The 25,247-nt window shown below is 71.9% G+C and carries 24 protein-coding genes; 13 read left to right on the forward strand and 11 right to left on the reverse strand.

The window, feature by feature from the left end; translation table 11 throughout:
* Positions 1–715: 715 nt before the first annotated feature.
* The 4 genes from LL648_RS32075 to LL648_RS32090 all read right to left on the reverse strand — a co-directional run bounded on the left by LL648_RS32075 (position 716) and on the right by LL648_RS32090 (position 4,055).
* Positions 716–1,306 carry a hypothetical protein gene (locus tag LL648_RS32075; protein WP_232666537.1) on the reverse strand — a complete coding sequence of 197 codons (591 nt, stop codon included), beginning with the start codon at positions 1,304–1,306 and terminating at the stop codon, positions 716–718.
* 214 nt (positions 1,307–1,520) lie between these two features.
* Positions 1,521–2,093 (reverse strand): TIGR00645 family protein, encoded by a 573-nt coding sequence (locus LL648_RS32080; RefSeq protein WP_232666538.1) that lies wholly within the window; start codon positions 2,091–2,093, stop codon positions 1,521–1,523.
* Positions 2,094–2,135: 42 nt separating this feature from the next.
* Positions 2,136–2,651, reverse strand: a complete 516-nt coding sequence (locus LL648_RS32085; protein WP_232666539.1) for a DUF2076 domain-containing protein — start codon at positions 2,649–2,651, stop codon at positions 2,136–2,138.
* 111 nt (positions 2,652–2,762) lie between these two features.
* A complete protein-coding gene (locus LL648_RS32090) occupies positions 2,763–4,055 on the reverse strand; it encodes a cation:proton antiporter domain-containing protein (RefSeq protein ID WP_232666540.1) in 1,293 nt (430 codons plus the stop codon).
* 191 nt (positions 4,056–4,246) lie between these two features.
* Between LL648_RS32090 and LL648_RS32095 the strand changes: the two genes are divergently transcribed.
* The 4 genes from LL648_RS32095 (at position 4,247) to LL648_RS32110 (ending at position 10,143) form a co-directional block, all read left to right on the forward strand.
* Positions 4,247–6,952, forward strand: a complete 2,706-nt coding sequence (locus tag LL648_RS32095) for a phosphatidylglycerol lysyltransferase domain-containing protein (RefSeq protein WP_232666541.1) — start codon at positions 4,247–4,249, stop codon at positions 6,950–6,952.
* A complete protein-coding gene (locus LL648_RS45475; protein ID WP_232666542.1) occupies positions 6,949–8,259 on the forward strand; it encodes an alpha/beta hydrolase in 1,311 nt (436 codons plus the stop codon). Before LL648_RS32095 ends, LL648_RS45475 begins: the two co-directional genes overlap by 4 nt.
* A 94-nt stretch (positions 8,260–8,353) precedes the next feature.
* Positions 8,354–9,013, forward strand: coding sequence for a response regulator (locus LL648_RS32105; protein ID WP_232666543.1), 660 nt, complete (start codon positions 8,354–8,356; stop codon positions 9,011–9,013).
* Positions 9,010–10,143: a sensor histidine kinase gene (locus LL648_RS32110; RefSeq protein ID WP_232666544.1), complete on the forward strand. Its 1,134-nt coding sequence runs from the start codon at positions 9,010–9,012 to the stop codon at positions 10,141–10,143. Before LL648_RS32105 ends, LL648_RS32110 begins: the two co-directional genes overlap by 4 nt.
* On the opposite strand, the gene LL648_RS32115 is transcribed toward LL648_RS32110, so the two are convergent.
* Complete coding sequence (locus tag LL648_RS32115; protein WP_232666545.1) at positions 10,124–11,308, reverse strand: DUF418 domain-containing protein; 1,185 nt, start codon at positions 11,306–11,308, stop codon at positions 10,124–10,126. The genes LL648_RS32110 and LL648_RS32115 overlap by 20 nt on opposite strands.
* Before the next feature lie 281 nt (positions 11,309–11,589).
* Here LL648_RS32115 and LL648_RS32120 point away from each other — a divergent pair, with 281 nt between their 5' ends.
* Positions 11,590–13,365, forward strand: a complete 1,776-nt coding sequence (locus LL648_RS32120) for an ABC transporter ATP-binding protein (protein ID WP_232666546.1) — start codon at positions 11,590–11,592, stop codon at positions 13,363–13,365.
* A gap of 177 nt (positions 13,366–13,542) precedes the next feature.
* Here the strand turns inward: LL648_RS32120 and LL648_RS32125 are convergent, their stop codons facing one another.
* Together LL648_RS32125 and LL648_RS32130 are read right to left on the reverse strand one after the other, a co-directional pair.
* Positions 13,543–13,731, reverse strand: a complete 189-nt coding sequence (locus LL648_RS32125) for a hypothetical protein (RefSeq protein ID WP_232666547.1) — start codon at positions 13,729–13,731, stop codon at positions 13,543–13,545.
* A gap of 239 nt (positions 13,732–13,970) precedes the next feature.
* Complete coding sequence (locus LL648_RS32130; RefSeq protein ID WP_232666584.1) at positions 13,971–14,306, reverse strand: YciI family protein; 336 nt, start codon at positions 14,304–14,306, stop codon at positions 13,971–13,973.
* Positions 14,307–14,669: 363 nt separating this feature from the next.
* Here LL648_RS32130 and LL648_RS32135 point away from each other — a divergent pair, with 363 nt between their 5' ends.
* The 3 genes from LL648_RS32135 to LL648_RS32145 are packed head-to-tail and all read left to right on the forward strand — an operon-like array spanning position 14,670 to position 17,308.
* Entirely contained in the window at positions 14,670–16,121 is a 1,452-nt protein-coding gene (locus tag LL648_RS32135) for an aldehyde dehydrogenase family protein (protein ID WP_232666548.1), read from the forward strand.
* A gap of 9 nt (positions 16,122–16,130) precedes the next feature.
* Positions 16,131–16,682 carry a nuclear transport factor 2 family protein gene (locus tag LL648_RS32140; RefSeq protein WP_232666549.1) on the forward strand — a complete coding sequence of 184 codons (552 nt, stop codon included), beginning with the start codon at positions 16,131–16,133 and terminating at the stop codon, positions 16,680–16,682.
* Positions 16,683–16,684: 2 nt separating this feature from the next.
* Complete coding sequence (locus tag LL648_RS32145; RefSeq protein WP_232666585.1) at positions 16,685–17,308, forward strand: response regulator transcription factor; 624 nt, start codon at positions 16,685–16,687, stop codon at positions 17,306–17,308.
* Between the two features lie 42 nt (positions 17,309–17,350).
* Here the strand turns inward: LL648_RS32145 and LL648_RS32150 are convergent, their stop codons facing one another.
* The 4 genes from LL648_RS32150 to LL648_RS32165 all read right to left on the reverse strand — a co-directional run bounded on the left by LL648_RS32150 (position 17,351) and on the right by LL648_RS32165 (position 20,990).
* Positions 17,351–18,592, reverse strand: coding sequence for an amidase family protein (locus LL648_RS32150; RefSeq protein ID WP_232666550.1), 1,242 nt, complete (start codon positions 18,590–18,592; stop codon positions 17,351–17,353).
* Positions 18,589–18,855, reverse strand: coding sequence for a hypothetical protein (locus tag LL648_RS32155; protein WP_232666551.1), 267 nt, complete (start codon positions 18,853–18,855; stop codon positions 18,589–18,591). Before LL648_RS32155 ends, LL648_RS32150 begins: the two co-directional genes overlap by 4 nt.
* Complete coding sequence (locus tag LL648_RS32160; RefSeq protein WP_232666552.1) at positions 18,852–19,361, reverse strand: flavin reductase; 510 nt, start codon at positions 19,359–19,361, stop codon at positions 18,852–18,854. Before LL648_RS32160 ends, LL648_RS32155 begins: the two co-directional genes overlap by 4 nt.
* Positions 19,362–19,466: 105 nt before the next feature.
* Positions 19,467–20,990 (reverse strand): PAS domain-containing sensor histidine kinase, encoded by a 1,524-nt coding sequence (locus LL648_RS32165; protein ID WP_232666553.1) that lies wholly within the window; start codon positions 20,988–20,990, stop codon positions 19,467–19,469.
* A gap of 136 nt (positions 20,991–21,126) precedes the next feature.
* On the opposite strand from LL648_RS32165, the gene LL648_RS32170 reads away from it, so the two are divergent.
* Genes LL648_RS32170 through LL648_RS32190 form a run of 5 tightly spaced genes read left to right on the forward strand, consistent with a single transcriptional unit; the run spans position 21,127 to position 25,241 of the window.
* Positions 21,127–22,290, forward strand: coding sequence for a flavin-dependent monooxygenase (locus LL648_RS32170; protein WP_232666554.1), 1,164 nt, complete (start codon positions 21,127–21,129; stop codon positions 22,288–22,290).
* Positions 22,291–22,302: 12 nt separating this feature from the next.
* Positions 22,303–22,695: a hypothetical protein gene (locus LL648_RS32175; protein WP_232666555.1), complete on the forward strand. Its 393-nt coding sequence runs from the start codon at positions 22,303–22,305 to the stop codon at positions 22,693–22,695.
* A complete protein-coding gene (locus tag LL648_RS32180; protein WP_232666556.1) occupies positions 22,692–23,969 on the forward strand; it encodes an aromatic ring-hydroxylating oxygenase subunit alpha in 1,278 nt (425 codons plus the stop codon). The genes LL648_RS32175 and LL648_RS32180 overlap by 4 nt, the downstream gene beginning before the upstream one ends.
* Positions 23,962–24,501 (forward strand): aromatic-ring-hydroxylating dioxygenase subunit beta, encoded by a 540-nt coding sequence (locus tag LL648_RS32185; RefSeq protein WP_232666557.1) that lies wholly within the window; start codon positions 23,962–23,964, stop codon positions 24,499–24,501. The genes LL648_RS32180 and LL648_RS32185 overlap by 8 nt, the downstream gene beginning before the upstream one ends.
* The gene (locus tag LL648_RS32190) at positions 24,498–25,241 is read left to right on the forward strand and encodes an SDR family NAD(P)-dependent oxidoreductase (RefSeq protein WP_232666558.1); all 744 of its coding nucleotides are present in this window, start codon (positions 24,498–24,500) and stop codon (positions 25,239–25,241) included. Before LL648_RS32185 ends, LL648_RS32190 begins: the two co-directional genes overlap by 4 nt.
* The last annotated feature ends 6 nt before the right edge of the window (positions 25,242–25,247 follow it).

Genomic DNA, 25,247 nt, shown 5'->3' on the forward strand with positions numbered 1-25,247 from the left:
GGTCTGGATCATCGCCTCCTCTGCCCAACACGCGGTATGGATGCTCACCACCCTCACGACAGCCAGCATCCAGTCGCCGTGGTGGCTCTGGACGTTCGCCGGCGGAGCACCGGTGATCGGTGGACTGCGCCTGCTCGAAACACTCTCACCAGCGCACCACGACCGACCCATCCACATCCCACGTCCACGAGCCCGACAACAGGCCTGCTGATCACCCGGACGAGCCGCCGATCTTGAGCTGGACGACCCGGGTCCCGGCGAGATTCAGGTCGAGCCGGCCCCATCGGGCCTCTGCAGCCACCTCGACATCACGCGCACGCGCGGGCGCGACCGTCGCGGCCGGCAGCAGTTGTCAGAGAGCAGCGTTGAGGGCTTTCCAGGTCGGGACCGCGGCAACAACCGTGGTTCGGCAACGACCTGCTCGATCACCACCGCACGGGTCACTCGCTGGACCAGGTCATCCGGTCAATGGGGCGAGCGGCCCGTGACACGAGCTCCTTGTCCAGGAGCAAAGAGGTCACGGTCGCTCAATCGGGCCGGCCGCCGGTGCTGCCGGTCCGGCAGCCGAACCCGACGGACCCGCCGCGAGTGATCCGGGACAGGGGATTCGCGGGCCGTCCATGTCGGACTCCGCGCAGGATCTGCTCGCCCCGGGTCGAACTCAGCACGGCCCTGCAAGCAGCGGGCGAACGCGCCGCCAGCAGGTCCGTACGGTTTACCTGCGTACCGTGCCTGAGACCTTGTCGTCGCTGACGACCCCGGCCGGGACGGTGCGATCCGGGTCAGGGCCGGGGCCGGCCGCAGGCCGCGTCAGCGCGTGCGCTCCGCGTCGGGCGGAGGGCCACGAGGCGGTGCTGATCCCGAGCGCGAGTGCCAGCAGCAGGACGTTCTTGATGATGTACTGACCTTCGAGGTTGGGCACGAGCGGAGCGATCCAGGCTGCGTGCGGCACGAGCACCAACGGTGAGCAGACGACCGCGAGGTGACCGAGCATCAGGACCACGGCGACACGGACCGTGGACGGGATGACGAACAACAGGCCGATGATGCACTCGATGACGGCCAACAAGGTGAACGCCAACCCGAAGTACTCCATGCCGATCGTCTGCCGGGTCAGCTCTTCGGCGAGCGGAGTGGCTCCGCTCAGGCCGGTCAGCTTGACCAGCCCGAACCAGGTGTAGACCAGGAAGATGGCGATCCTCGCCACGAGCGGGAACCAGGGGGCGAGCGACTGAACGGCGCTCCACACCCGGGCCAGCCGGCCATCACGTCGAGCCGTCGGCAATGGTGGCTGTGAGAAGTTCATGCAGAGATCGTCTCCGCGCCGCCGTTCCGGGACCATCCATCGGATTTCGGTTTCGACCCCCCGATCGGCGTGGACCGCCCTTCCGGTCGGCGGGGCCCACCGCCGGGGGTGGCTACGCGCACGAACGACGCCGACCTCCCCCGATCTTGATCGGGGGAGGTCGGCGTGATCATGTCGAGGGTCGGCTACTCGCGCCCCGAGCCGTCCGCTCGGTTCATGCCGCGACGGCTACCTGGGCGCTCGCCGGCGTGTCATTGACCCGGCCGTGCTTGTCGATCCACGCGAGGGCGATCGCAGAGGCGATGAAGGTCAGGTGGATGACGGTCTGCCAGAGGATGATCTGGCCGGCGTGGGGCGTGGTCGCGAACAGCGACTGAGCCTGGATGAACGTACGCAGCAGGTGGATCGACGAGATGCCGATGATGGCCATCGCCAGCTTCACCTTGAGCACGTTGGCGTTGACGTGCGACAACCATTCGGGCTGGTCCGGGTGGTCGTCCAGGTGGATCCGCGACACGAAGGTCTCGTACCCGCCGATGATCACCATGATCAGCAGGTTGGCGATCATCACCACGTCGACGAGGCCGAGAACGATGAGCATGATCTCGGCTTCCTGCAGCTTGCCGACCTTGGTGACCAGGTGCCACAGTTCCAGCGCGAACTGCCAGACGTACGCCGCCTGGGCAATGATCAGACCCAGGTAGAGCGGGGCTTGCAGCCAGCGGCTGAGGAAGATCACACTGCCCAGGCCGGGGCGGGTCGTCGATTCCGTTCGTGTCGATGTCATGAGTTGGCCGCCTCCACGGCCGGGAACTTCGCGCATCGAGGGCTACCAGTCGTCGTCCGCGCCGCTGTCCCAGGCGAACGAGTCCGGCTCCCGTGACTCCGCTGGGCTGTGCTGGGGACCGCTGAAGGCACTGGTCAAGCCGTGCAGGAGCAGCCCGCCGCCCGCCACACCCGCTGCAGCCGCCGCGGCGGTCTTCAGGAAGCCGCCCCCAGACCCCGTCCCGGCCGCCGGGGCAGGCTGGTTCCCGGTCCAGGAGTTCGCCTGCGCAGGGGCCGGTGCAGCTTCGCGGCCCTTGCCGAACAGGCTGCCGAGCAGGCCGCCCGACGCGACGCCCTGCTGGGCGGGCGCCGGCGCACTGAGCTCGGCGATCCGCGCCTGGGCCGTCCGCAGGGCGTCCTCTTGCACCAGCACGGCCTGCACCAGCAGGTACACCCCGTCGGGCTGGGTCGCGATCTGCGAGGTGATCAGCTCGGCGGCGCCGGGGTCCTTCGCGACCGGCTGCGCGGCCCGCAGCCGGTCGGCGAGGCCGAGGATGAGCTGTCGTTCGTTGGCGTCCATGGGACCTCCCGTCGTCTGCTTCCATGATCGGGAGATCGAGGACCAGGAACCACCGATGGAGGGCCGGAACCACCCCGCCACCTGGCTGGGGATCGGTCGCCGACCGGCGGGTCAGGTCGTGTGCGCGCTCGGGTGTCGTAGGTCCGGTGATGTCGAGGTCAGGCGGGCGATCGCCGGCGAGGACCCCAGACCGTGCAGCACCACGCTGCCCACCACGCACAGGATGGTCGTGAGCAGGATCGTGTCCGCGGGCAACCCGTCGGGCAGCGCGTTGAACGCCAGCAGACCGAACACGATCGTCGTCGTCCCGCGCGGTCCCAGCAGCCCGAGCAGCAACCGCTCCCGCCCCGACAACCGCGACCCCAGCATGGCCACCCATACCGCCCCGATGCGCAGCACGGTCAACGCCAGCACGCAGAACACCACGATGGGCAGGTCGACGAGCGCGATCAACGGCACCCCCGCCAGCCCGACGACGAACCACATCACCATCGTCATCAGCGCGGTCACGTCCTCGAGCAGCGCGAAGTCCTTGCCCATCGCGGCACCGGCCCGACCGGTGCCCACCAGCACGTGATCCGGCCGCCGCAGCCGCCGCGCGACCAGCGCACGGTGCACGTAGCGGAAGGCGATCCCGCACACGAACGACGCCACGAACCCGTTGCCGCCGATCGCCACCGCAGCCGCGTAGGTGAGCAACGGCGCCAGCACCACCACCACCCGCCGCGACTGATCGGTCGTCCACGCCAGCCCCGCGGCGCGATCGAGCAACCATCCCAGCAACGACCCCAGCACCAGACCCGCGACGATCGCGAGCACCGCATGCGACACCGCCGTGCCCAGCGCCGCCAACGGGTTCGCCGCCGACCGTGCACCGCCGGCCGCGAGTGCCAGCGCGAACACGAACACCGGGGAGATGATGCCGTCGTTGTAGCCGCCCTCCACGTTCAGGACACTGCGCATCCGCACCGACAGCCGCCGGTCGCGCACCACCCGCTCGCTCGGCGCGAAGTCGATCGGCATCACCACACACGCCAGCACCAGCAGGGCCGGCAACGCCAGGCCGGGGAACAGCGGCACCCCCACCGCCACCGCCGCCAGCACGCTCAACGGCATCGCGACCAGCAGCAACCGCGCCGCCAGCCCGGGCGAATGGCCCCACAGCCGGCCGCGGCGCACCTCGATCGCATCCACGAACAGCAGCACCGCGAGGATCACCTCGGCAGCGTGCTGCGCGACCTCCGTGTTCAACGCCTCGGCCACCGACCCCGCGACCGTGAACGCGGCCAGTGCGCCGGCCAGCACCATCACCGCCGGCGCCCCCACGTTCCACCGCTCCATCCGCTGCGCCATCAACGAACGCAGCACAGCGGCGGCCGCAGCCGCCAACATCATCGGGATCATCAGTCGCACGTTTCCAAGGTCGGGGATCGGGGGCGGCATGACTTTAATCGGACCGCCGACCAGGCCGGATCCCCCGCCGACCGGCGGGGGTGATTCCGACCCGATGGGGGTGACCCGGCAGCCCGCCGACCGCTGACCGCGCACGCTCGGTGCACGAGGGTAAAGGCCGTCCGGAGAGGGAGGGAGCGGCGATGCAGATGGTGGACGCCTACGGGGTGGAGTCGAGCACGGCACCGGCGTCGAGCCGCTCGAACCCCGCGGTGGCGGCGCGAGCGGCATCGTTCGTGCGCACCCTCTCGGCGCTCGTCGTGACCGCCGCCGCGGCGCTGTCGCTCCTCGAGGTCGTCGTCGGCGCCGACCCGCTGCGGGTGGTGGACGACGCGTTCTGGATGGTCGGCGTGCCGACGGGCCCGAGCGTCGTCGTAGGGATGGCGTTGCTCGTGCTCGGGGCAGCACTGCGCGCCGGCAAGCGCGCGGGGTGGTGGGTCCTGGCTGTGCTCCTCGGTCTGTCGGCCGTCGCGGCGTTCGCGGAGGGCGGGTCCGGCGTCGAGCAAGTAGTCGTTCCGCTTGTCTGGATCGCAGCGCTGGTGGCGGGACGGTCCGCGTTCGGCGCGCAGGTCGCGTCGGGATCGTGGGCGTCCGCCCTGCTGACGGCGACGATCGGGCTGGGCACCGCCCTCGCGGCGGGGTGGGCGCTCGCCGGCGCGACGCCGGGGTCGCCGCATCTCCCCTGGCTGCGCCTGGTGTGGGTCGTCGACCAGCTCACGGGAGGCACCTTCGAACTGGCCGGGCCAAACGCGGTGACCGGGTGGCTGCCGGTCGTCCTCGACCTGACAGGCGGCTGTGTGCTCGGTGCGGCGCTGGCGCTGTTCTTCCGCGGCGTGCGGGTCCGCCGAGCCGCACATGCCGAGGACGAGCTGCGGCTGCGCACGCTGATCGCCGCGCACGGTTCCGACGATTCGCTCGCCTGGTTCGCGACCCGACGCGACAAGCGGGTCGTGTTCGGCGCAGGAGGCCGAGCCGCCGTCGCCCACCGGGTGGTCGGTGGCTCGTCGGTCGCGGCCGGTGACCCGATCGGCCCCGTGGACGACTGGCCGTCCGCGGTGGCGGCCTGGCTCGTGGAGGCCCGGCGCTACGGCTGGCAGCCGGTCGTCCTCGCTGCGAGCGAAGTTGGGGCTGCGGTGTACCGGGAGCACGGTCTGCGGGTCCGGCGGATCGGGGACGAGGCGGTCGTCGACCTGGCCCGCCTGCTGCGCACCGGTGGACGGTCCGGTCGTGTCCGGCGCGCGGTGCGGCGCCTGTCCGCAGACGGCTACCGCACCACGGTGCGCCGCATCCGTGACGTGCCCGGTCCCGATCTCGCCGCGATCGCGGAGCGCGCGGACCGGTGGCGGCACGGCTCTGTCGAGCGCGGCTTCTCGATGGCCTCCGGCCGCACTGCGGACCCGGCCGACCTCGACAACCTGATCGTGGAGGCCTTCGCACCGGACGGATCCCCGTGCGGCCTGCTGACCTTCGCCCCGTGGGGTGGCGACGGCGCCTCGCTGGATGTGATGCGCCGCTCGGCGGACGCGCCGGCGGGAATCGTCGAGTTCATGATCGGACACCTCGCGGCCGGGGGCGGGATCCGGCGGGTGTCGCTCAACTTCGTGCTGTTCCGCGAGGCGCTGGAGAGCGGCTCCCGGCTGGGCGCCGGTCCGGTGGAGCGCGCCTGGCACACCGTCCTGCGCGTGACGTCGGCCTTCGTGCAGATCGAGTCCTTGCACACGTTCAGCTGCACCTTCGAGCCGGACTGGGCACCACGGCTGCTGTGCTGGTCGGGCAGCTCCGCACGGGCCGTCGTGGCCGCGGGCCTCGCCGAAGGCTTCCTACACGTGCCGGGGTACGGGGGCGGAGACCGCGCGACCGCTGCCCGCCCGCGCGACCAGGTCTTCCTGCACCAGGTCCACCTCCTGGACCCGACGGCGCCGGACGAGGTTCGGGCGAGCTACCCCGGCCTCGTCGGCCTGGTCGACGACATCGCCGCGCTCCGCAGGCGGCACGCCGGCCTGGGTCGTGACGAGCATTCCGGGGTGACCGCGACGGTCGCCGGACGGATCAGGGCGCGGCGTGCGTTCGGCGCGCTGGCCTTCGCAACCGTGCGGGCGGGCGCCCAGCAGATCCAGGTCATCGTCGAGGCTTCGACCGCAGGCACGGACGCGCTATCTGCGTGGAAGGCGACCGTCGGCCCGGACGACCTCGTCGTGGTGACCGGCGAGATCGTCGCTTCCCGCAGCGGCGAGCTGTCCGTGCTCGCCGACCGGTGGACGCTCGCCGCGACGTCCGTGCGGCCCGTCCACGCGGACCCGCTCTGCGACGCCGCCGAGCAGACGTTGCTGAGGCTCGGGTTCACCGAAGCCGCTCTCCCCCCGTGGCACCCGGCGCAAACCGGCGGGTTCGGGCCGGGCAGCGACGGCACCGCCGAACGCCTCTTCCACATCGACCGGTCCCCCGGTGGGCCGGTGCTGCACGTGCGTCAGTCCCTCGCCGACGCCCCGGCGATGCGGGAGCTGCTGGACCACCTGGTCACCGACCTGCCCGCTGCCGGTGCCCACGCCGCACCCGGTGCCGTCGAGTCCAGGCTCCCCGCCGCCCTCGTTCCGTTCGCGCGCCCTCGTGACGACGACCCGGACACCGCGGATGCCTGGCGGCTCGTGGCCGACGGCCGCGAGGTGGCCGTCGGCGCGACGGGCTTGACCGACCCGGCGCGGTTGCGCGGGATGCTCGGGTCCGGTGCCGTCATCGGCGTGTTCGAACGCGGCGTGCTGCCGTTCGCGACGCTGCGGGTCGACCTCGTGGCACTCGCCGGCACGGCCGTTCCCCTCGCGGTCCGGCTCACCACGAGCGCGGCCCCGTGACCAGCGCGGTGTCGTCGCTGCTCGACCTGCCGCTGCTCTCCGGGGGTCTGCCGCTGGCGATCTCGCTCGCCGGTCTGGCCGCCGCCGTCCTCCTCGCCTGGCCACGGGACCGTCGCTGGTGGAGACGGGAAGTGCCGCTCGTCGTGGGGGTCGCGGCGGCGGGCGCCGGGGCGACTGCGCTCCTGCTCAACGTCGTGTGGCGGCCGTTCCCCGACACGCTCCCCGCGCGACTGTTCGTGTGGGCCGGCGTCGCGGCCGCCGCCCTGCTGGCAGCTGGTCTGCACCTCGCGCGCAGGGGGCGGCTGTTCCGCCTGCTCGCGGTACCGGCCACGGTGCTCGTGCTCGCCACGTGCGGGGTGAAGATCAACGCGATCTACGGGTACTACCCCACCACGCGCGAGGCGCTGGGGATCTCCGTAGCGAACGCGGTGGACCTCGCCCAGGTCCCGCGGCCGGCCGCCCACGTCGTCGGGCTGGCCGGCTGGCGCCCGCCGCCGAACCTGCCGCAACGCGGCGGGATCGCGGAGGTCCAGATCCCGGGGACGACGTCGGGGTTCTCCGCCCGCTCGGGCATCGTCTACCTCCCCCCGGCCGCCCTGGTCCCCGACGCGCCCCGGCTGCCGGTGCTGGTGTTGATCGCCGGCTCGCCCGGTGGTCCTCGGGACTGGCTCACCGCCGGGCGCCTCGTCGACGTGATGGACCGGTTCGCCGCGGCTCACCACGGGATCGCGCCGGTGGTCGTGGTCCCGGACGCCACCGGGGAGCGGTTCGCGAACCCGTTGTGCATGGACTCGCGGCGCGGCAACGCAGAGACCTACCTGCGCCGCGACGTGCCCGATTGGGCCAAGCGCACCCTCAACGTCGACCCCGATCCCAGCCGGTGGGCGATCGCGGGCTTCTCCTACGGCGGCACCTGCGCGCTGCAGCTCGCGGTGCGGGCGCCGGAGGTCTACCCCACGTTCCTCGATATCGGCGGGCAGGACGAACCCTCGATCAGCACCCGTGAGCAGACCATCCGCGAGCTGTTCGACGGGGACGCCGCACGGTTCCACGCCGTCAACCCGCTGGACCTGCTCGCCACCCGCCGGTACGACGGGACGTCCGGCACCGTCGTCGTCGGGTCCGACGAAGGCGCGGATGTGCCTCGCGCGAAGCGGCTCGCGGAGGTCGCCACTGCCTCCGGGATGCGCGTCCGGTTCCTCGTCCTGCCCGGCGGTCATTCGTGGACGGTCGCGACGGCCGGGCTGCAGCTCGCGCTGCCCGACATCGCCGACCGCGCCGGCATTCCGCCGAGCACGTCCGGCTGAACCCTGCCATCACATACGCCCACCTGGCGCCGAACGCGGTGACGGGTCGAGCAGGATGAGCACCGCGGAGATGCCGCACGTGAAGGAGCAAGCCATGATCCGGGTGGTCGTGATCGACGACGAGGCCCTCGTGCGATCCGGGTTCACGATGATCCTGCAAGCAGCGGGCGACATCGAGGTGGTCGCCACGGCCACCGGGGTGGACGCCGTCCGCGAGATCGGGCTGGCCCGACCCGACGTGGTGCTGCTCGACATCCGGATGCCCGAGGTGGACGGGCTGACAGTGCTCGAACGGGTCCTCGCGTCGAATGACCCGCCGATCGTCGCGATGCTCACCACGTTCGACACCGACGAGTACATCGAGCAGGCGCTCGCCTCGGGCGCGGCCGGGTTCCTGCTCAAGGACACCGACCCGGAACAGCTGATCCACTCCGTGCGGGCCCTTGCGGCCGGCGCCGTCGTGTTCTCCCCCGGCGCCACGCGCCCCATCCTCGCCGGGCGCCGGGACCAGGGGCGCCGTGACGCCGAGACCCGCGTCGCGGCCCTGACCGAGCGCGAACGCGATGTCCTGGCGCTGATCGGAGAGGGCCTGTCGAACGCCGAGATCGGACGCGTCCTGTTCCTCAGCGCCAGCACCGTGAAGGACCACGTGAGCGCCATCCTGGGCAAGCTCGACGTCACCAGCCGTGTGCAGGCCGCGTTGCTGGCCCAGCTCGCAGGGCTGGAACGACCCCGACCGGGCGCCATCCCGTGACGGCTCCGACGACACGCCGGTGGGGCACCGCGTGGTCCGTGCTCGCGGAGGCCGGGCTGCTCGGCGCCGCCGCGCTGGACTCCCTGCTCGAAACCACCTCGTCCGACGGCGTCTGGCCGTGGCTCACCGCCGGGCTCGCGCTCGCCGGGCTGCTCGTGCGGCGGCACCGGCCGGGGCTCGGCTTCCTGGCGACGCTGCCCGGGCTCATCACCTCGTCAGGGTTGATCGCGACGCTCATCGCGCTCTACAGCCTGTCCCGCCAGTCGGACAGCAAGCGCGTGGTCGGCGCAGCGGCCACGGTCACCGTCATCGGTTTCGCGGTCAAGTTCCCCGTCCCGGGCGAACCGTTCTTCGATCGCGAAACGCTGATCGAGCTGGTCTACGGGATCTTGCAGGGCGCGGCGCCGGCCGCGCTCGGCCAGCTCGTGCGCGCTCGGGAGACGCTGCGCCGCCAGCTGCGCGAGCTCGACGACTCCCACCGTGCCGAACAGGAACTCCGTGAGGCCCAGGTGCTCGAGCGCGAACGCAACCGGCTCGCCCGCGAGATGCACGACGTCGTCTCCCACCAGGTCAGCCTGATCGCCGTGCAGGCCGGAGCGCTGCAGATCGGCGGCCCGGACGACACCACGCGGCAGGCCGCCCGCACGATCCGTGAGCTAGGCGTCTCCACCCTCGACGAGCTCCGACACATGGTGGCCGTCCTGCGCACGCCGAACTCGGATCGCCAGCCCTTGCAACCCCAACCCGGGCTCGCGCAGCTGCGCGCACTGGTCGAGAGCTCCGGCATCGGCGTCACCCTCGAGCAGGACCCCGACCTCGACCACGCCCTCGACCGGCACGCGCAGCGCGCGGTCTACCGCACCGTCCAGGAGGGCCTGACCAACGCCCGCAAGCACGCGCCGGGCGCGCCGGTCCGGGTCCGGGTCGTGCGGGACGGCCCGGACATCGAGGTCACCGTGCACAACGGCCGGGCCACCGGCCGCCCGCTCGGGCTGCCCAGCTCGCAGCAGGGACTCGTCGGTCTCCGGGAACGAGCCGACCTCGTCGGCGGCACCCTCACCAGTGGGCCCGCCGACGAGGGCGGCTTCCGGCTCGTCCTGCGCCTGCCCGCTACCGCGCGCCGCTCCTGACGTACTTCGCCGGGATGGTGGCGGCGTGGAGCAGGTACTCCAGCGGCCCCCGGCGGAAGAACCGCGTCCAGGTCCAGGCGAACACGGTGACGCCGACGACGAAGCAGATCAGCGGCACCCAGCTGTCCTGCGTGCTGGTTCCCTTGGGCACCGACACCAGCGACGACACCACGAAGTGACCGACGTAGGCCGTGAGGGACATGGTGCCCACGGCGATGACGGGGGTGGCCAGGCGACGCAGCCGCGGCAACCGGTCCAGGGCCACCGTCGCGCACACGATCACGGTGATCGCGACGCCGAGGCTGCCGATGATGTCGAACGTCGTGCCGCTGTGCGGTCCTGCCGTCAGCAGCGACCAGGGCGAGCCGAGCTGGTCGGGCCGCATCATGCCCGAACCGGAGTCGAAGGACTTCGGTCCCGAGTCCATGCCCATCTTCAGCATGGCGGCGCTCTGCTCGGCCAGCGCCGCGGCGGCGCCGTCGAACACCATGGCCGCCAGATACGGCGTCCCGTACCCGACCGCCATCAGGGCAGCGCCGAGCGCGGCCAGCCGCGGCCACACCGTGCGCGCCACCAGGTCGAGCCGGCCCAGCGCCATGCCGGTGATCACGAACGGCATCCAGGTGATCGTCGGGTACAGCCCGGTGAGCAGGAGATCCAGCACACCCACGTCAGAGAGCTTCTTGAGCGGGTCGAAGGCGTTGATCGTCGCCGTGACCGGCTCGGTCAGCAGCGACCTGAGCACGAACGCCAGTTGCGGGGTGACGACCGCGAGCACGCCCGCGATGATTGCGAGCGTCCTGGCCCGCAGCCGCAGCAGCGGCATGGCCAGCAGGAAGTAGACCCCGTAGAAGGCGAGGATCACCACGTCCCCGTAGGCCATCGCCAGCACGGTGCCCAGCGCCAGCAGGATCGCGGCGCGGATCGCGATCCGCACCTTCGCCTGCCGCCCGGCGAGCCCGGTCTTCGGCTCCAGCCGGCCCGCGATCAGCACCAGGGAGAACCCGGCGAGCGTCGCGAACAGGACCGACGAACGACCGTCGGCCAGGTATCGCAACCAGCCGGCCACGCCGTCCACCGCTCCCAGCGGGGGTCCGATGTGCACGGTGTACATGCCGAAGACGGCCAGCGCGCGGGCCAGGTCCACCCCGGCCAACCTCGCCATCGACGGAGCTGAGGTGTCCCGCGCGGGCGGGCCACCGACGGGAGGAGGAGCCTCCGGCGCACGTTTGATGATCTGATCCACCAAGTCACTGTCGTCGACCCGGGGCCGTCCGGGCATCGGGCAGGCTTCGGCTTGATCGACCCGGTCGGCGGAGGCTGTCCCCGCCGACCGGCGGGGGCGGACGGGACCGTTGCCGGATTCTGCGACGCGGGCTCCGGACACAGAATCGGGTGAGGTCGCCGATCGGCGACCCGACCGAACCCGATCTGCACAGGACTTCCGTGACCACCGCTCCAGCCCCGTCGACGACGCACGCCGAGACCCGGTCCACCCGTCGGACGTTCCGGGCGCTCTACCCCTACATCAAGCCGCACCGCGCAGCAGTCGCGCTCGGCCTCCTGCTCTCGCTCGCCGGGGCCGCCGGCGGGCTGCTCCAGCCGCTCGCGACGAAGGAACTGCTGGACCGGCTCTCCGCCGGTGACACCATCACGGGGATCCTGCTGGCCCTCACCGCGCTGGTGCTGATCGCGACCGCGTTCGAGGCGCTCGGCGCCTACGTGCTGGAGCGGACGGCGGAGTCGGTCGTGCTCGCCGCCCGGCGCACCCTCATCGGACGGCTGCTGCGATTGCGTCTCGCCGAGGTCGAGCGGGTCCCGCCCGGCGATCTGATGTCCCGAGTCACCTCCGACACCACCCTGCTGCGGGCGGTCACCACCCGCGCGGTCGTGTCCGCGGCCACCGGCGCGCTGACCCTGGTCGCCGCGATCGCGCTGATGGCGACCCTCGACGTCGTGCTGCTCGCCGTGAGCCTCGGCGTGGTCATGGTGACCAGCGGGGCCGTCGCCCTGCTCATGCCCAAGATCGGTGAAGCGACCGAGCGCTCCCAGGAAGCCGTCGCGGACATCTCCTCGATGCTGGAGCGGGTCTTCGGCGCGTTCCGCACCGTGAAGGCGTCCGGCGCCGAGGAGCGCGAGACCGCCGCCGTCGACCGGGCCGCGCACCGCGCATGGCGGCACGGGGTGAGGAGCGCGAAGTGGGAGGCCATCGCCGGAACGGCCGACGAGCTCGCCGTGCAGCTGGCGTTCCTCGCCGTCCTCGCGGTCGGCGGGATGCGGGTCGCGTCCGGTGCGATCCCCGCGTCCACCCTCGTCGCCTTCCTGCTCTACCTCTTCTACCTCATCGAGCCGGTCGCCAAGCTCGTCGAGGCGGCGACCCAGTACCAGGAGGGCGCGGCCGCGATCTCCCGCATCGACCACGCCCAGCAGCTGGCGATCGAACCCCTCGCGCCGGTGTCCGGTGCGCAGAGAGCGGACGGTCCGGCGTCGGTCCGCTTCGACGACGTCTCCTTTCGCTACGGACCGGGCGCACCCCTGGTCCACAGCGGCGTGAGCTTCGCGGCTCCCGGCGCCGGGATCACCGCCTTCGTCGGCCCGTCCGGTGCCGGCAAGTCGACGGTCTTCGCGCTCATCGAACGGTTCTACGAGGTGACCAGCGGGCAGATCCTCGTCGACGGCACGGACGTCCGCGACTGGCCGCTGCCCGACCTGCGGGCCGCGATCGGCTACGTGGAGCAGGACACCCCTGTGCTCGCCGGAACCCTGCGCGAGAACCTGACCTTCGCCGCGCCCGACGCCACCGACGACGACATCCACGACGTCCTGGCCCGCACCGAGCTCGACCACCTCCTCACCCGCCTGCCCGACGGCTGGCACACTCCGGTCGGGCACCGCGGCGCCCGCCTGTCCGGCGGCGAACGGCAACGCATCGCGATCGCCCGCGCCCTGCTGCGCAGGCCCCGACTGCTGCTCCTGGACGAGGCCACCGCGCACCTCGACGGTCTCACCGAGCTGGCGCTGCTCGACCTCGTCGCCGACATCGCCCGCGACACCACGGTCCTGGTCATCGCGCACCGCCTGTCCACGGTGACCAGTGCGGACCGGATCGTCGTGCTGGAGGCAGGACGGGTACGGGCCACCGGAACCCACACCGAGCTGATCACCGACGACCCGCTCTACGCCCAGCTGGCCGCCACGCAGCTGCAGCGGTCCCAGGCCTGAACCACGAGCACACCACTGGATCATCAGGTGGCCGGTCTCCGCCGGCTCAGCGGCAACGAGGAGGTCCGCGCGCATCGGCTCCGGCTCGCCACCGTGGCGAACGCATGTACGCCGTCGTCGTCGGCCGCGGCATGCCACACCGGCGGCGCTGGCGCGATCCTGGCGCCTTCGCTCACGTCACCCAGGTGCCACGGCCCGGGCAGCCCGTTGCAGGACGACCGCGGCGGTCGCTCGGGCCAGCCGGACCGGGCGGAACGACCGGTGGGGCCGGTGGGGCTCGAGTGGCGCGGTCGGGTCGACCTGGCGGCGGACCGCCTCGGCGCACAGATGGCTGGCGAGGGGCAGCAGCAGGAGCGGCTCAGACATCGGATTCCTTCTCTTCGCAATTATACGGCAACCAATTGGTTGCACAACTTTCCTGCCTGCACGGACCATGGGATCCGGAAGCCCGAGCCAAACCACCACGCTGCGCCGGGACGAGGGCGGTGAGCCTGACCGCTGGAGCGGGCGCGCACCGGGTGGACCCCAATGGCGGGCTACGCCCATCCATCAGGAGGCGACGACCCCGCCCCGCTCCGGACGGAGTGGCCCGGCGACCGCGGCGGTCATTCTTCGTCGATCGGCCAGACCGGCCGGACCTCGATCATCCCGAAGCGGGCGACCGGGTGCTTCGACGCCACCTCGATCGCCTCGTCCAGGTCTGTGCAATCGATCAGGTCGTAGCCGATCATCTGCTCCTTGGTCTCGGCGAACGGCCCGCCGGAGATCAACACCTCGTTGTTGCGCACACGCACGGTGGCCGCCTCGGTTGTCGGGCGCAGCCGATCGCCCTGCTGCCACACGCCCCTACGGCTCATCTCCCCGAGCCACTCCTCGATGGTGTATCCGCCCTGGTCGGCCAGATCGGGCTGCGCGCCCTCGACACCGCAGATCATCAGCATGTATTGCACTCGGATCCTCCTCGTTCTGCTCGGTCGTCACTACGACAACCGGGATCCGCCGGAATCGACATCCGGCGCGAGAACGGCCCACAACTGGCGGTAGCAACCCGTTGCGAAGTTGACGGGTGCTCAGTCGGTGTGCGACTACGCGAGGTGGTGTGCGAGCAGCCGGCGACCGCCGCCGGGAACTCCACCCAGGCCACGTTGATGCCCAGCCTGAGAACACTGCGCGGACTGCAGCCACCTCCGCCATCCCGACACGCCATAGGTAGTTCCTCCAATTGCCCTGCCTTGCCGCAAGGACGGACCGTGGTGCACCCGACCGGTGTCTGCGCAGGTCTCCCCTCCACGAGGAGCACGTCCATGACGAGCACGCTGTCCCCGATCACGAAGCTGTACGTCGACGGCGCCTGGACCAATGGCGGCGCGGGCACCTTCGCCGCACTGAACCCGGCCACGGGCGAGTCAATGGCCGAGGTCGCTGCGGCGGACGCACACGACGTCGACCGTGCGGTTGCGGCCGCCACCCGCGCCCTGCGCGGCGCCTGGGCCGCCACTCCGCCCTCGGCCAAGGGCGCGTTGCTGCACGCACTGGCCGACCTGGTCGAGCGGGACACCGCGCTGCTCGCCGCGCTGGAGGCGCAGGAGATGGGGGTGCCGCTCAGGATCGCCCAAGGGCTGTTCGTGCCGAACCTCGTCGCGTCACTGCGCTACTACGCCGGCTGGGCGGACAAGATCAACGGCGAGCTACTGGGCACCGACGGCTACTTCGGCGCACCCACCCACTCCTACACCCGCCGGGAGCCGATCGGCGTCATCGCGGCGATCGTCCCGTGGAACGCGCCGCTGATGATCCTCGGCTGGAAGCTGGCGCCGGCGCTGGCGACCGGCAACGCCGTGATCGTCAAGCCGGCCGAGGACGCCTCGCTGTCGATCCTGCACCTCGCGCGGCTGATCGAGGAGGCAGGTTTTCCGGCAGGCACCGTCGCCGTTCTCCCGGGCCCGGGCGAGGTGACCGGCGAGGCGCTCGTCGTCAACCCCGGGGTGCACAAGATCAGCTTCACCGGATCGACCGCGGTCGGCCGCCGCATCCTGCGCAACTCCGCCACCAACTTCACCCGCACGACGCTCGAGCTGGGCGGCAAGTCCCCGCAGATCGTCTTCGACGACGCGGACCTCGCGTCGGCCGTGCAGGGTGCGGCGTTGGGTCTGTTCACCAACCAGGGCCAGGTCTGCGCGGCCGGGACGCGGATCCTCGTGCACCGCTCGATCGTCGACGCGGTGCTCGACGGGCTCGAGCAGGCGGCCCGGGCCCAGGTGCTCGGCGACCCCATGGACGCGGGCACGACGATGGGGCCGCTCGTCAACGCGGCGCAGCGCGATCGGGTCCTCGGCTATGTGCGGCGCGGGCGTGAAGAGGGGGCCACTCTGGTCACCGGTGGCACCGCACCGGAGGGGCCTGGTCACTTCGTCGCGCCCACGGTGTTCGCAGGCACCAACGACATGACCATCGCCCGCGAGGAGATCTTCGGCCCCGTCGGCACCGTCATCCCTTTCGACGACGACGCCGAGGCGATCGCCATGGCCAACGACAACCGCTACGGGCTCGCGGCGACGGTGTGGACCGCCGACGTGCGGCGGGCGCACGTGGTCGCGGCCGCCCTGCAGGCGGGCGCGGTCGGGGTCAACGGCTGGTCGCCGCTGGCGCCGCAGCTGCCGTGGGGCGGGGTCAAGTCCAGCGGCATCGGCCGCGAGCTCGGCTACGAGGGGATCCTCGCCAACACCGAGTCCAAGACCGTCACCGTCATCCTCTGACACCCGGACATGGACGCCGCAATCGCTGCCCTCACCCGCAGGGTCGAGGTCCTCGAAGCCGAGGCTGACATCCGCCGCCTCCAGGCCCGCTACATGTGGCTGTGCGACACCCCGTTGCCGGAGTTCGGAGTGGCCGACGACTCCGCGCGCATCGACCTGATCATGGAGCTCTACACGGACGACGCCGTCTGGGAGGGCGTGGGAGAGTACTACGACGGCCAGTTCGGACGGGCGGAGGGAGCCGCCGCGGTGCGCACCCACTTCGAAGGGTTCTGGTCGGCCGAGCGCGACCCTGCTCTGGTGCTCAACGCCCACTACCTCACGTCCGAGCAGATCCACGTCGACGGCGACACCGCGACCGGGCAGTGGATCCACGTGCAGCCCTGGCTCTTCGCGGACGGCTCCGCGGTGCTGCGATCGAGCAGGCTCAACAACACCTTCCGCAGGGTCGACGGGCGGTGGCGGATCTCGCGCACCCGCACGGAGAACGTGTTCGTCGCGTCCCTGCCCGACGGCTGGGCCGGCGCCTTCCCCGCCGGTTCGGTCCTGATGCGGCCGTGAGCATGCCGGCCGAGGTCGGCGAGACGGTGGTGCACATCGTCGACGATGACGACGATCTGCGGCAGTCGCTGCGGTACCTGCTGGCCAGCGTCGGGATCCAGGCCCTCGACTACCCGGATGCCCCGACGTTCCTCGCCGAGTTCGACCCGGCAGAACCAGCGGTGGTGATCGTCGACGTGCGGATGCCCGGGATGAGTGGGTTCCAGCTCCAGGAGGAATTGGAACGGCGCGGCTACCCGGCGCCGATGATCTTCTGCTCCGCGCACGGCGACATCCCGATGTCGGTGCGCGCGATGGCCGGCGGGGCCGTGGACTTCCTGGAGAAGCCGTACGACCCGCAACGCATCCTCGAGGTCGTGCAGCACCAGCAGGCGCAGGCCCGGCAGCGGTTCGTCGCCGACTCCGAGCGGCGCGCGGTGGAACACCGGATCGCCGGGCTCACCCAACGGGAGCGGGAGGTGCTGCGGCTGGTGATCGAGGGAAAGGCGAGCCAGGCGGTCGCCCGCAAGCTCGGCACCAGCGTGAAGACGATCGACGTGCACCGGGCGCGGATCAAGGCGAAGACCGGCGTGGACAGCCTCGCGGTGCTGGTGCGCGACGTCCTGACCTACGGCGTCGAGGTGTGAGGCCGAACCTGCGACGACGCCTCGACCTCTGCTAGGTCTGCGTCAGTGGGCCTCCACCCACGCCCCCGTCCGCAGCAACGCGGTCTCGGCCTGCGGACCCCCGATCAGCTGCACCCCCAGCGGCCGGCCGTCCGGTGCGGCTAGCCCCGGGACGGTGAGGGCGGGGAAGCCGAGCAGCTGCCAGGGCCTGCTCAGGACCGGGTCGCCGGTGGTCGCCGACCCCGCGGGAGCGGGGCCGAGCGCGGCCGGGCCGACGATGGCGGCGTAGGAGGCGAGCAGCTCGCCGAACCGCGTGCGCCCCTCCCCCGCCACCCGGCGCGCTCGGGCGAGATCGGCGGGATCGGTAGCAGCCCCGCGGCGCAGCAGGTCGGCCAGCGGACGGCTCAACTCCGTGGACCTGCCCGCCTCCGCCGCGCGCTCGATCGCGGCTTCCGCCGCCATCACGACGGCATGGGCGCTGGTCAACGCGTCGACGAGCTCCGGTGACGGGAGCTCGTCCACGACCGCGCCGGCCGCGACCCAGCGTTCCCGCGCCGCGGCCAGTGCCGCACGCATCTCCGGGTCGACGGCGTCGGGGGCCCGGAACAGCAGGCGCGGCGGGACCGGATCCGTGCGGCCGGCGTCGGGCTCCCCGGTCAGCGCAGCGAACGCGAGCGCCACGTCGTCGACGCGCGCGGCGAACAGCCCGTGGCTGTCCAGGCTCGGAGCGAGCCCGGTCACTCCGTCGACCGGGAACCGGCCATGGGTCATGACGAGCGCCGCAACCCCGCAGAACGCCGCGGGACGGGTCACCGAGCCCGCCGTCTGGGAACCGAGTGCGAGCGGCACGTGCCCCGCGGCGACGGCCGCGGCCGAGCCGCTCGACGATCCGCCGGGGGTGTGGCCCGGAGCGGCCGGGTTGTCGGTGGGCCCCGGCGCGAAGTAGGCGAACTCGGTGGTCACGGTCTTCCCGACCGGTACGGCCCCGGCGCGCCGCCACGCGGCGACGATGGCAGCGTCGGCCTCCGCCGGGCCGGCGGATCCGCGCAGTCCGGAGCCGCATCGGGTGGGCAGGCCGGCGACGTCGATGATGTCCTTGATCCCCAGCGGGACTCCCCGCAGCGAGCCCGACGATCCCGGCTCGACCGGCACCTCCGTGGGCGGGACGACCCATGCCCGCAGCCGCTGCTCGGTCGCGGTGACCCGTTCGCGGACCTGCTGCAGGACGGCGGCGGGCGTGGTGCGGCCCGCGGCGAGGTCGTCCACCAGGCCGCGCAACGACCACGGACGGCTCCGTTCGTTCACACGTCCACCCACTCCGCGTCGGCGACCCAGAAGTGGATCCCGCTAGGTCCGATGCCGTGCCGCCACTCGGAGGTCCGGCGAAGCCCCGGCTCGACGCGTGCGGTGGCGGCGTCGGCGGCCTCGGGACCGTCCTCGGGGACCTGCCAATGGACCCAGTTCAGCTCGCGGCCCTCGGCGTCGTGCACGAACAGGTCGACGTGGCGCCAGCCGAAGCCGTGGGTGTCGGTGTAGCAGGTCATCGTCATGCGGTTGCCGACGGTCATGCGGCGGGCCGGGTGCCCAGGCTGTGGAAGCGCCGCTGGAAGTAGACCAGCGCCCCGCCGCCGTCCTGGGTGCGGACCTGCTCGACGTCGACGAACAGCACCGAGTGCGAGCCGAGTTCGCGGCGCCCCCGGATGCGGCCGAGCACGGCGGCGGCGGCACCGCGCAGCACCGGCACGCCGTAGCCGGTGAGGTCCCACCGGGCGTCGGTGAACCGCTCGGCAGGCGGGACCTTCGCGGCACCGGCGAAGTGCCTCGCCAGGTCCTCGTGCTCGCCGGCCAGGACGTTCACGCACAGCCGCCCGTTGCCGACCAGCACGGCATGCGAACGACTGGACCGGTTGACGCAGACAAGCAGTGTCGGCGGCGAGTCGGTGACCGAGCACGCCGCGCTCACCGTCATCCCCGCTCGTCCACAAGGGCCGTCGGTGGTCACCACGTTGACGGCGGCCGACAGGTTTGCCATGGCCGCGCGGAAGTCCGACTGGGTCCGGGTCGGTTCGGACACTGCTCCTCCTCCTGGACTGTCGAATCATCACCTGCGCCTCGAAACGTAGGGCCGCCGCGCCGGGGCCGATATCGAGAGTTCCTCCGCACCCCCTGAGGTTTTCCCCTACCCGTTCCGGTGGTCGACCGAGAGCGGCAACGCGAAGCCGAACGTCGATCCCCCGCCGGGGCGGGCGTGCGCCCAGATCCGGCCGTGCTGACGGGTGATGATCCGGTGGCTGAGCGCCAGCCCGATGCCGCTGCCCTGTTCCTTCGACGTGAACGACGCGGCGAACGGGTCGCACTGCAGGCCGCGGCCGCGGTCGTCGACGGTCAGGGCGGCCTCCCCGTCGCGCAGCTCCGTGGTGATCACCAGTTCCCGCTTCTCCGGCGCGCAGCAGGCCATCTCGTCGATGGCGTTGAAGCACAGGTTGAGCAGCACCTGCCCGGTCAGTACCCGTTCGCAGACCGCGGGCAGTGGCCCGCAGTGGCGCTGGACCACGACCCGCACCTGCGGGTCGGCCGCGCGCAGCCGGACGAAATACAGACACTCGTCGACGATGTCGTGCAGGTCAACGACCTGGCGGGTGTGCTCCAGGTGCCCGACGAACGCACGCAGCGCCCCGACGATCGCGCTGGCCCGGTCGATCTGGCGCACGGCGCTGCCGATGCCGAAGCGGAGCCGGTCGGCCGACTCGGCCGACAGCGCCCCCTCCTCCTCGAGGGCTCCGGCGTGGCGGGTGGTGCCGGCCAGGAAGTTCCCGGCCGCGGCGAGCGGCTGCCCGAGCTCGTGCGCGATCGCCATCGCCATGTCCCCCATGGCGGTGTAGCGGGCCTGGTAGTTCTCGCGCTGCAGCTCCCGCTCGCGCAGGGCCTCGCGGATCACCCGCCCGGACACGTCGTGCAGGATCATCAGCAGGCCGTCGCCGTCCGGTTCGGCGAGCCGTTCCAGGGTCCCCTCCAACCACACCGCGTCGCCCCCTTGATGATCTCCAGTGCGCGGTACCTGCAGCTGCACCGCGATCATGGGGTCGGCCTGCTCGACGAGGTCGGCCCAGACGGCGGGCCGGCCGGCCGCGCGCAGGGTGCCGAACTCGTCGAGCTGGCGGCCCATCTCCTCGGGCACCATCCCGAGCAGGGCGAGCGCGGTGTCGGTGGCGAACCGTACGGTCCCGGACGAGTCGAGCGTCAACGCGATGGTCGACGTGTGCCGGGCCAGCGCGTCGATGGACGAGGTCGTGCGGCGCAGGGCCATCTCGGTCGCCTGTTCCCGCTCGATGTCGCGGAACTGGACCATCACCGCGGGCCCTTGCGACAGCTCGACCCGCACGGCCAGCGCATCGGTGGGCACCACCCGCCCGCTGCGGCTCCGGTAGTGCCACTCGATCCGGCTGCTGCCCCGCTCCACGGCCTCCTGCAACCAGGCCCGGCCGAGCACCCGGTGGTACTGCGGGGCGGTGCTGCTCATGTGGTTGGCCTTGAGCGGGCGCAGCTCCTCGACGCTCCAGCCCAGCAGCTCGCACGCAGCCGGGTTCGCCCACAGGATGTTCTTGGTCGCGGCGTCGTGCACCAGCACGCAGGTCCGTGAGGCGTCCATGAGTGTCAGCACGTCCTCGATGCGGATCTCCGGCGCGCTGGGGTCCACCGACATCGGCCCAGCGTAGGTCGCCCGCCGCGGGACCCGTGCTGAAGAAATCCCCTACTCCGGGCACGGATGGTTCTGATTCCGGCTGCCCCGCGCCGTTCCTACTGTCGAAATCGGCAATCACGACGACGACGGAGGAGCGATGCTGCGCATCCAGGAATCAGCGGAACGCACTACTCCCGCCGCCGACCGCGTCCCGCTCACGGACGTCCTCGCCGAGCTGGTACACCGCCGCGACGAGTTCCGCGAGCTCCGCTACGTCCCGATGGACTTCGTCGGGCGGCTCAAGCAGGCCGGCATCTACCGCGCCGCCACCCCCGTCCGCTTCGGCGGCGACGCGCTGCCGCCCGCCGAGTTCCTCGCAGACATCGAGCGCATCTCGCAGGTCGACGGCTCGACCGGCTGGGTAGCGAGCTTCGGTTCCGCGCAGATCTACCTGGCGGCGCTACCGATCGCGACGCAGGAGCAGATCTTCGCCGACGGCCCGGACGTCGTCTTCGCCGGCGCGCTGTTCCCGCCCAAGCGCGGCGAGGAGACCGAGCTGGGCTATCGGCTTTCGGGCCGCTGGAAGTTCGCCAGCGGCTGCATGGGCGCCGACGTCCTCGGCGTCGGGATGCCCGGCGACGATGCGTCCGCGGGCAAGCCCCGCACGGCCGTGCTGCGCCCGGAGCAGGTGCAGATCGTCCAGGAATGGGACGTCGTCGGCATGCAGGGCACCGGGTCGTTCGACCTCGTCCTCGACGGTGCCGAGGTCGCCCGAGAGTGGACGTTCGTGCGGGGCGGTGAACCCACCGTCGACGAGCCGCTCTACCGCTACCCCACGATCGCCTACGCCGCGCAGGTGCTGGCCGTCGTCGGCGCCGGGGTGGCCCGCGCCGCGCTGGACCACGCCCGCGAGGTCGGCGCCGGGTACGCGGGGGTGACCGGCGCCCCGAAGCTCGCCGATCGCGCCTACTACCGCACCGAGGTCGCCCGCGGGGAGGCGGCGCTGCGGTCGGCCCGCGCGTTCTTCTACGAGGCGACGGGCCAGGCGTGGGAGAGCGTGCTCACCGGCGACCCGGTCACCGACGAGCAGAACGCCGAGCTGCGGCTCGCCTCGGCCCACCTCGCGAAGACCGCGTCCGACGTCGTGGCAGGGCTGGTCGAGGTGTCGGGCACCGCCCCGATCGGGACCGCGCACCCGCTGCAGCGGCTGCTCGGCGACGCGCTCGTGCCCAAGCAGCACGCGTTCCTCGGCCCCGCCATCTATGACTCGGCCGGCGCGGTCCTGATGGGCCTGCCCGCCACCACACCCGGCTTCCGCTGACAGGAGATCTTCATGGCTGCGCCACTGCGGGTGCTGTTCTGCATCGGCATCAACCAGAACTTCTTCGACCTCCCCACCGACGGCATCACGACCGGCCATGTCTGGCAGGCGTTCGTGGCGATGATGGACGGCGTCAAGGCCCTGCCCGGGGTCGACTTCATCGGCGACATCGACGACGACGCGCACATGGTCGGCCCCTCCGACGGCTGGCCGTGGACCTGCTACCTGCTCGCCGACGTCGACACGCAGGAGACGGTCAAGGCCGCCTGCAACCTGCTGCGCACCACCCCGGTCGGCGACGGGGACGCGAAGCTCTGGCGGTTCGCGAAGATCGAGGCCCGGATCGGCCGGGCGCTGACCGTGCGCGACGACGTCACGCTCCCCGCGAGGGGGGCGCAGCGATGATCGACGACGTGCTGGGCACCATGCCCGCCGACCTGGTCCGCACCGACCGCGTGGCCGCCCGCCTCTACACCGACCCCGAGTTGTTCGAGCTGGAGATGAGCCGCATCTTCGAGCGGGCCTGGATCTGGGTCGCGCACGAGAGCGAGCTGCCGAAGCCCGGTTCGTTCGTGTCCACGTTCGTGGGCCGCCAGCCGGTGATCGTCGCCAAGGACCGCAAGGGCGTCGTCCGCACGCTGCTCAACCGGTGCCGCCATCGCGGCGCGAGCCTCTGCGAGAAGCCCAGCGGGCAGGTCAACGGCTTCACGTGCCCCTACCACGCCTGGTCCTACGGCCTCGACGGTGCGCTGCGCGGCATCCCCTACCCGGACGGCTACGAGGGCGTCATGGAGAAGGGCGACCTGTCGCTGCGCAAGCTGCGCACCGAGTCGTACGGCGGGATGATCTTCGCGACCCTTGACGAGGCCGCCGAACCGCTGGAGGAGTTCCTCGGCGACGCGGGCCTGTGGATCGACCGCTTCATGAAGCAGGGCGGCGGCTACCCGATCAAGGTGCTGGGCCGCCACCGGTTCACCTTCCGCGGCAACTGGAAGATCCAGCTCGAGAACACCACCGATGGCTACCACTTCCCCATCGTGCACCGCTCGTGGATGGCGTCGGTCGACGCCGAGACCGCGAACATGATGTCGTTCATGACCGACCCGACGTGCACCACGCACGACCTCGGGCACGGCAACAGCGTCATGCAGATGGTCCCCACGCATTCCGACCTGGACGCCGACGACGGCTCCGAGCCGTTGCAGACCCGCTTCGCCGACCTCGTCGCCCACCTGTCTGGCAGCCTCGACGAGGCAGCGGTCCGCAAGGTCGTGCGCGCCATGCACGGCACCGGGTTCAACCTCAACCTCTTCCCGAACGTGTCGATGTCCGCGGCGTTCTTCCGCGTCCTGCGCCCCGTCTCGGTGAACGAGACGCGCATCGAGCACGTGGCCATCGGCCCGGACGGCCCGCCCGAGCTCGACTCCGTCAACCGCGCGCGATTGCGGATCCACGAGCACTTCCAGGGCCCGTTCGGCTTCGGCACCCCGGACGACGCCGAGGGCTGGGACCGCGTCCAGCGCGGCGCCGCCGCTGCCCCGGCGATGCCGATCCTGGTCAACCGCGGCCTGGCCCGCGAGAAGCCGAGCCCCGAGGGCTGGCCCACCTCGCACGTCACCGACGAGACCGGCATGCGCGCCGCCTACGCGCAGTGGAAGGCGATGATGAGCGATGACTGAGCCCATCGCCGAGGCCCTCGCCGCGCCGATCCCGACCACCGACCCGCGGGTCGTCCGCGCGATCGAGCTGATCTGGCGCGAGGCCGAGCTGCTCGATCGCAAGGCCTATGAGAGCTGGAACGCCCTCTACACCGACGACGGGTTCTACGTGATCCCGATCGACCCCGAGGCCGAGCGGTTCGACGACATCCTCAACATGGTCTACGACGACGCCCGGATGCGGCGCATGCGCGTTGCCCGCATGACGGAGGGGCACGCCATCGCCGCCGTGGACGCCGCCCGCACCGTCCGCACGGTGTCGCGGTTCGTCCCGGAGTCGGTGTCGGAGTCGATGTCCGGCGACGAGGTCGTCGTACGCTCCGCGCAGATCCTCGTCGCCTACAAGCGCGAGCGCCACGACCTGTGGGCCGCCGACCTCGTCCACCGCATCCGACTGTCCGCTGACAGCCCCGCGGGCGACCAGATCGTGCAGAAGATCGTCCGGCTCGTCGACAGCGGGTCTGCGGTGCCTGCCGCCGGGTTCCTGCTGTGAGCGCCCCGGTAGAACCGCAGGTCGCGGTGGTCACCGGCGGCGCCCGGGGGCTGGGCGAGGCGATCGTCCGCAGGCTGCATGCCGACGGCTACCGGGTCGCGATCGCCGACCTGGACGGCGCCGAGGCCGAGGCGTTGGCGAAGGAGCTGGAAGGCGCCCGCGCGTTCCCCGTGGACATCGCCGATCGGGCGGCACCGGCCGCGCTGCTGCGTGACGTGCTCGCGGCGTTCGGCGCGGTGCACGTGCTGGTGAACAATGCTGCACGGACCCAGGCCACCCCGCTGATGGAGATCGGCCCGGACGAGCTCGACGTCATCATGGACATCAACTTCGGCGGCACGTTCCGGGCCTGCCAGGTCTTCGGCACCCACCTGGCCGAGCAGGGGTACGGGCGGATCGTCAACATGGCCTCGCTCGCCGGGCAGAACGGCGGTACCGCCACCGGCGCGCACTACGCGGCGTCCAAGGGTGCGGTCCTCACCGCGACGAAGGTGTTCGCCCGCGACCTCGCCGCGCGCGGGGTCACGGTCAACGCCGTGTCGCCCGGTCCGCAGGAGGGCGAGACCGTCTTCGCGCTCCTCGGCGCGGACGGGGTGGCTGCGCTGCGGTCCGGCATCCCCGTCGGCCGCCTCGGCGACCCGGCGTTCGTCGCCCGGATGGTCGCCTTGCTGGCCTCCCCCGACGCCGCCTCGGTCACCGGCGCCTGCTGGGACGCCAACGGCGGCCTCTACCTGCGCTGAGGAGGA

This window comes from Pseudonocardia sp. TRM90224 (assembly GCF_021245725.1).
GTDB lineage: Bacteria > Actinomycetota > Actinomycetes > Mycobacteriales > Pseudonocardiaceae > Pseudonocardia.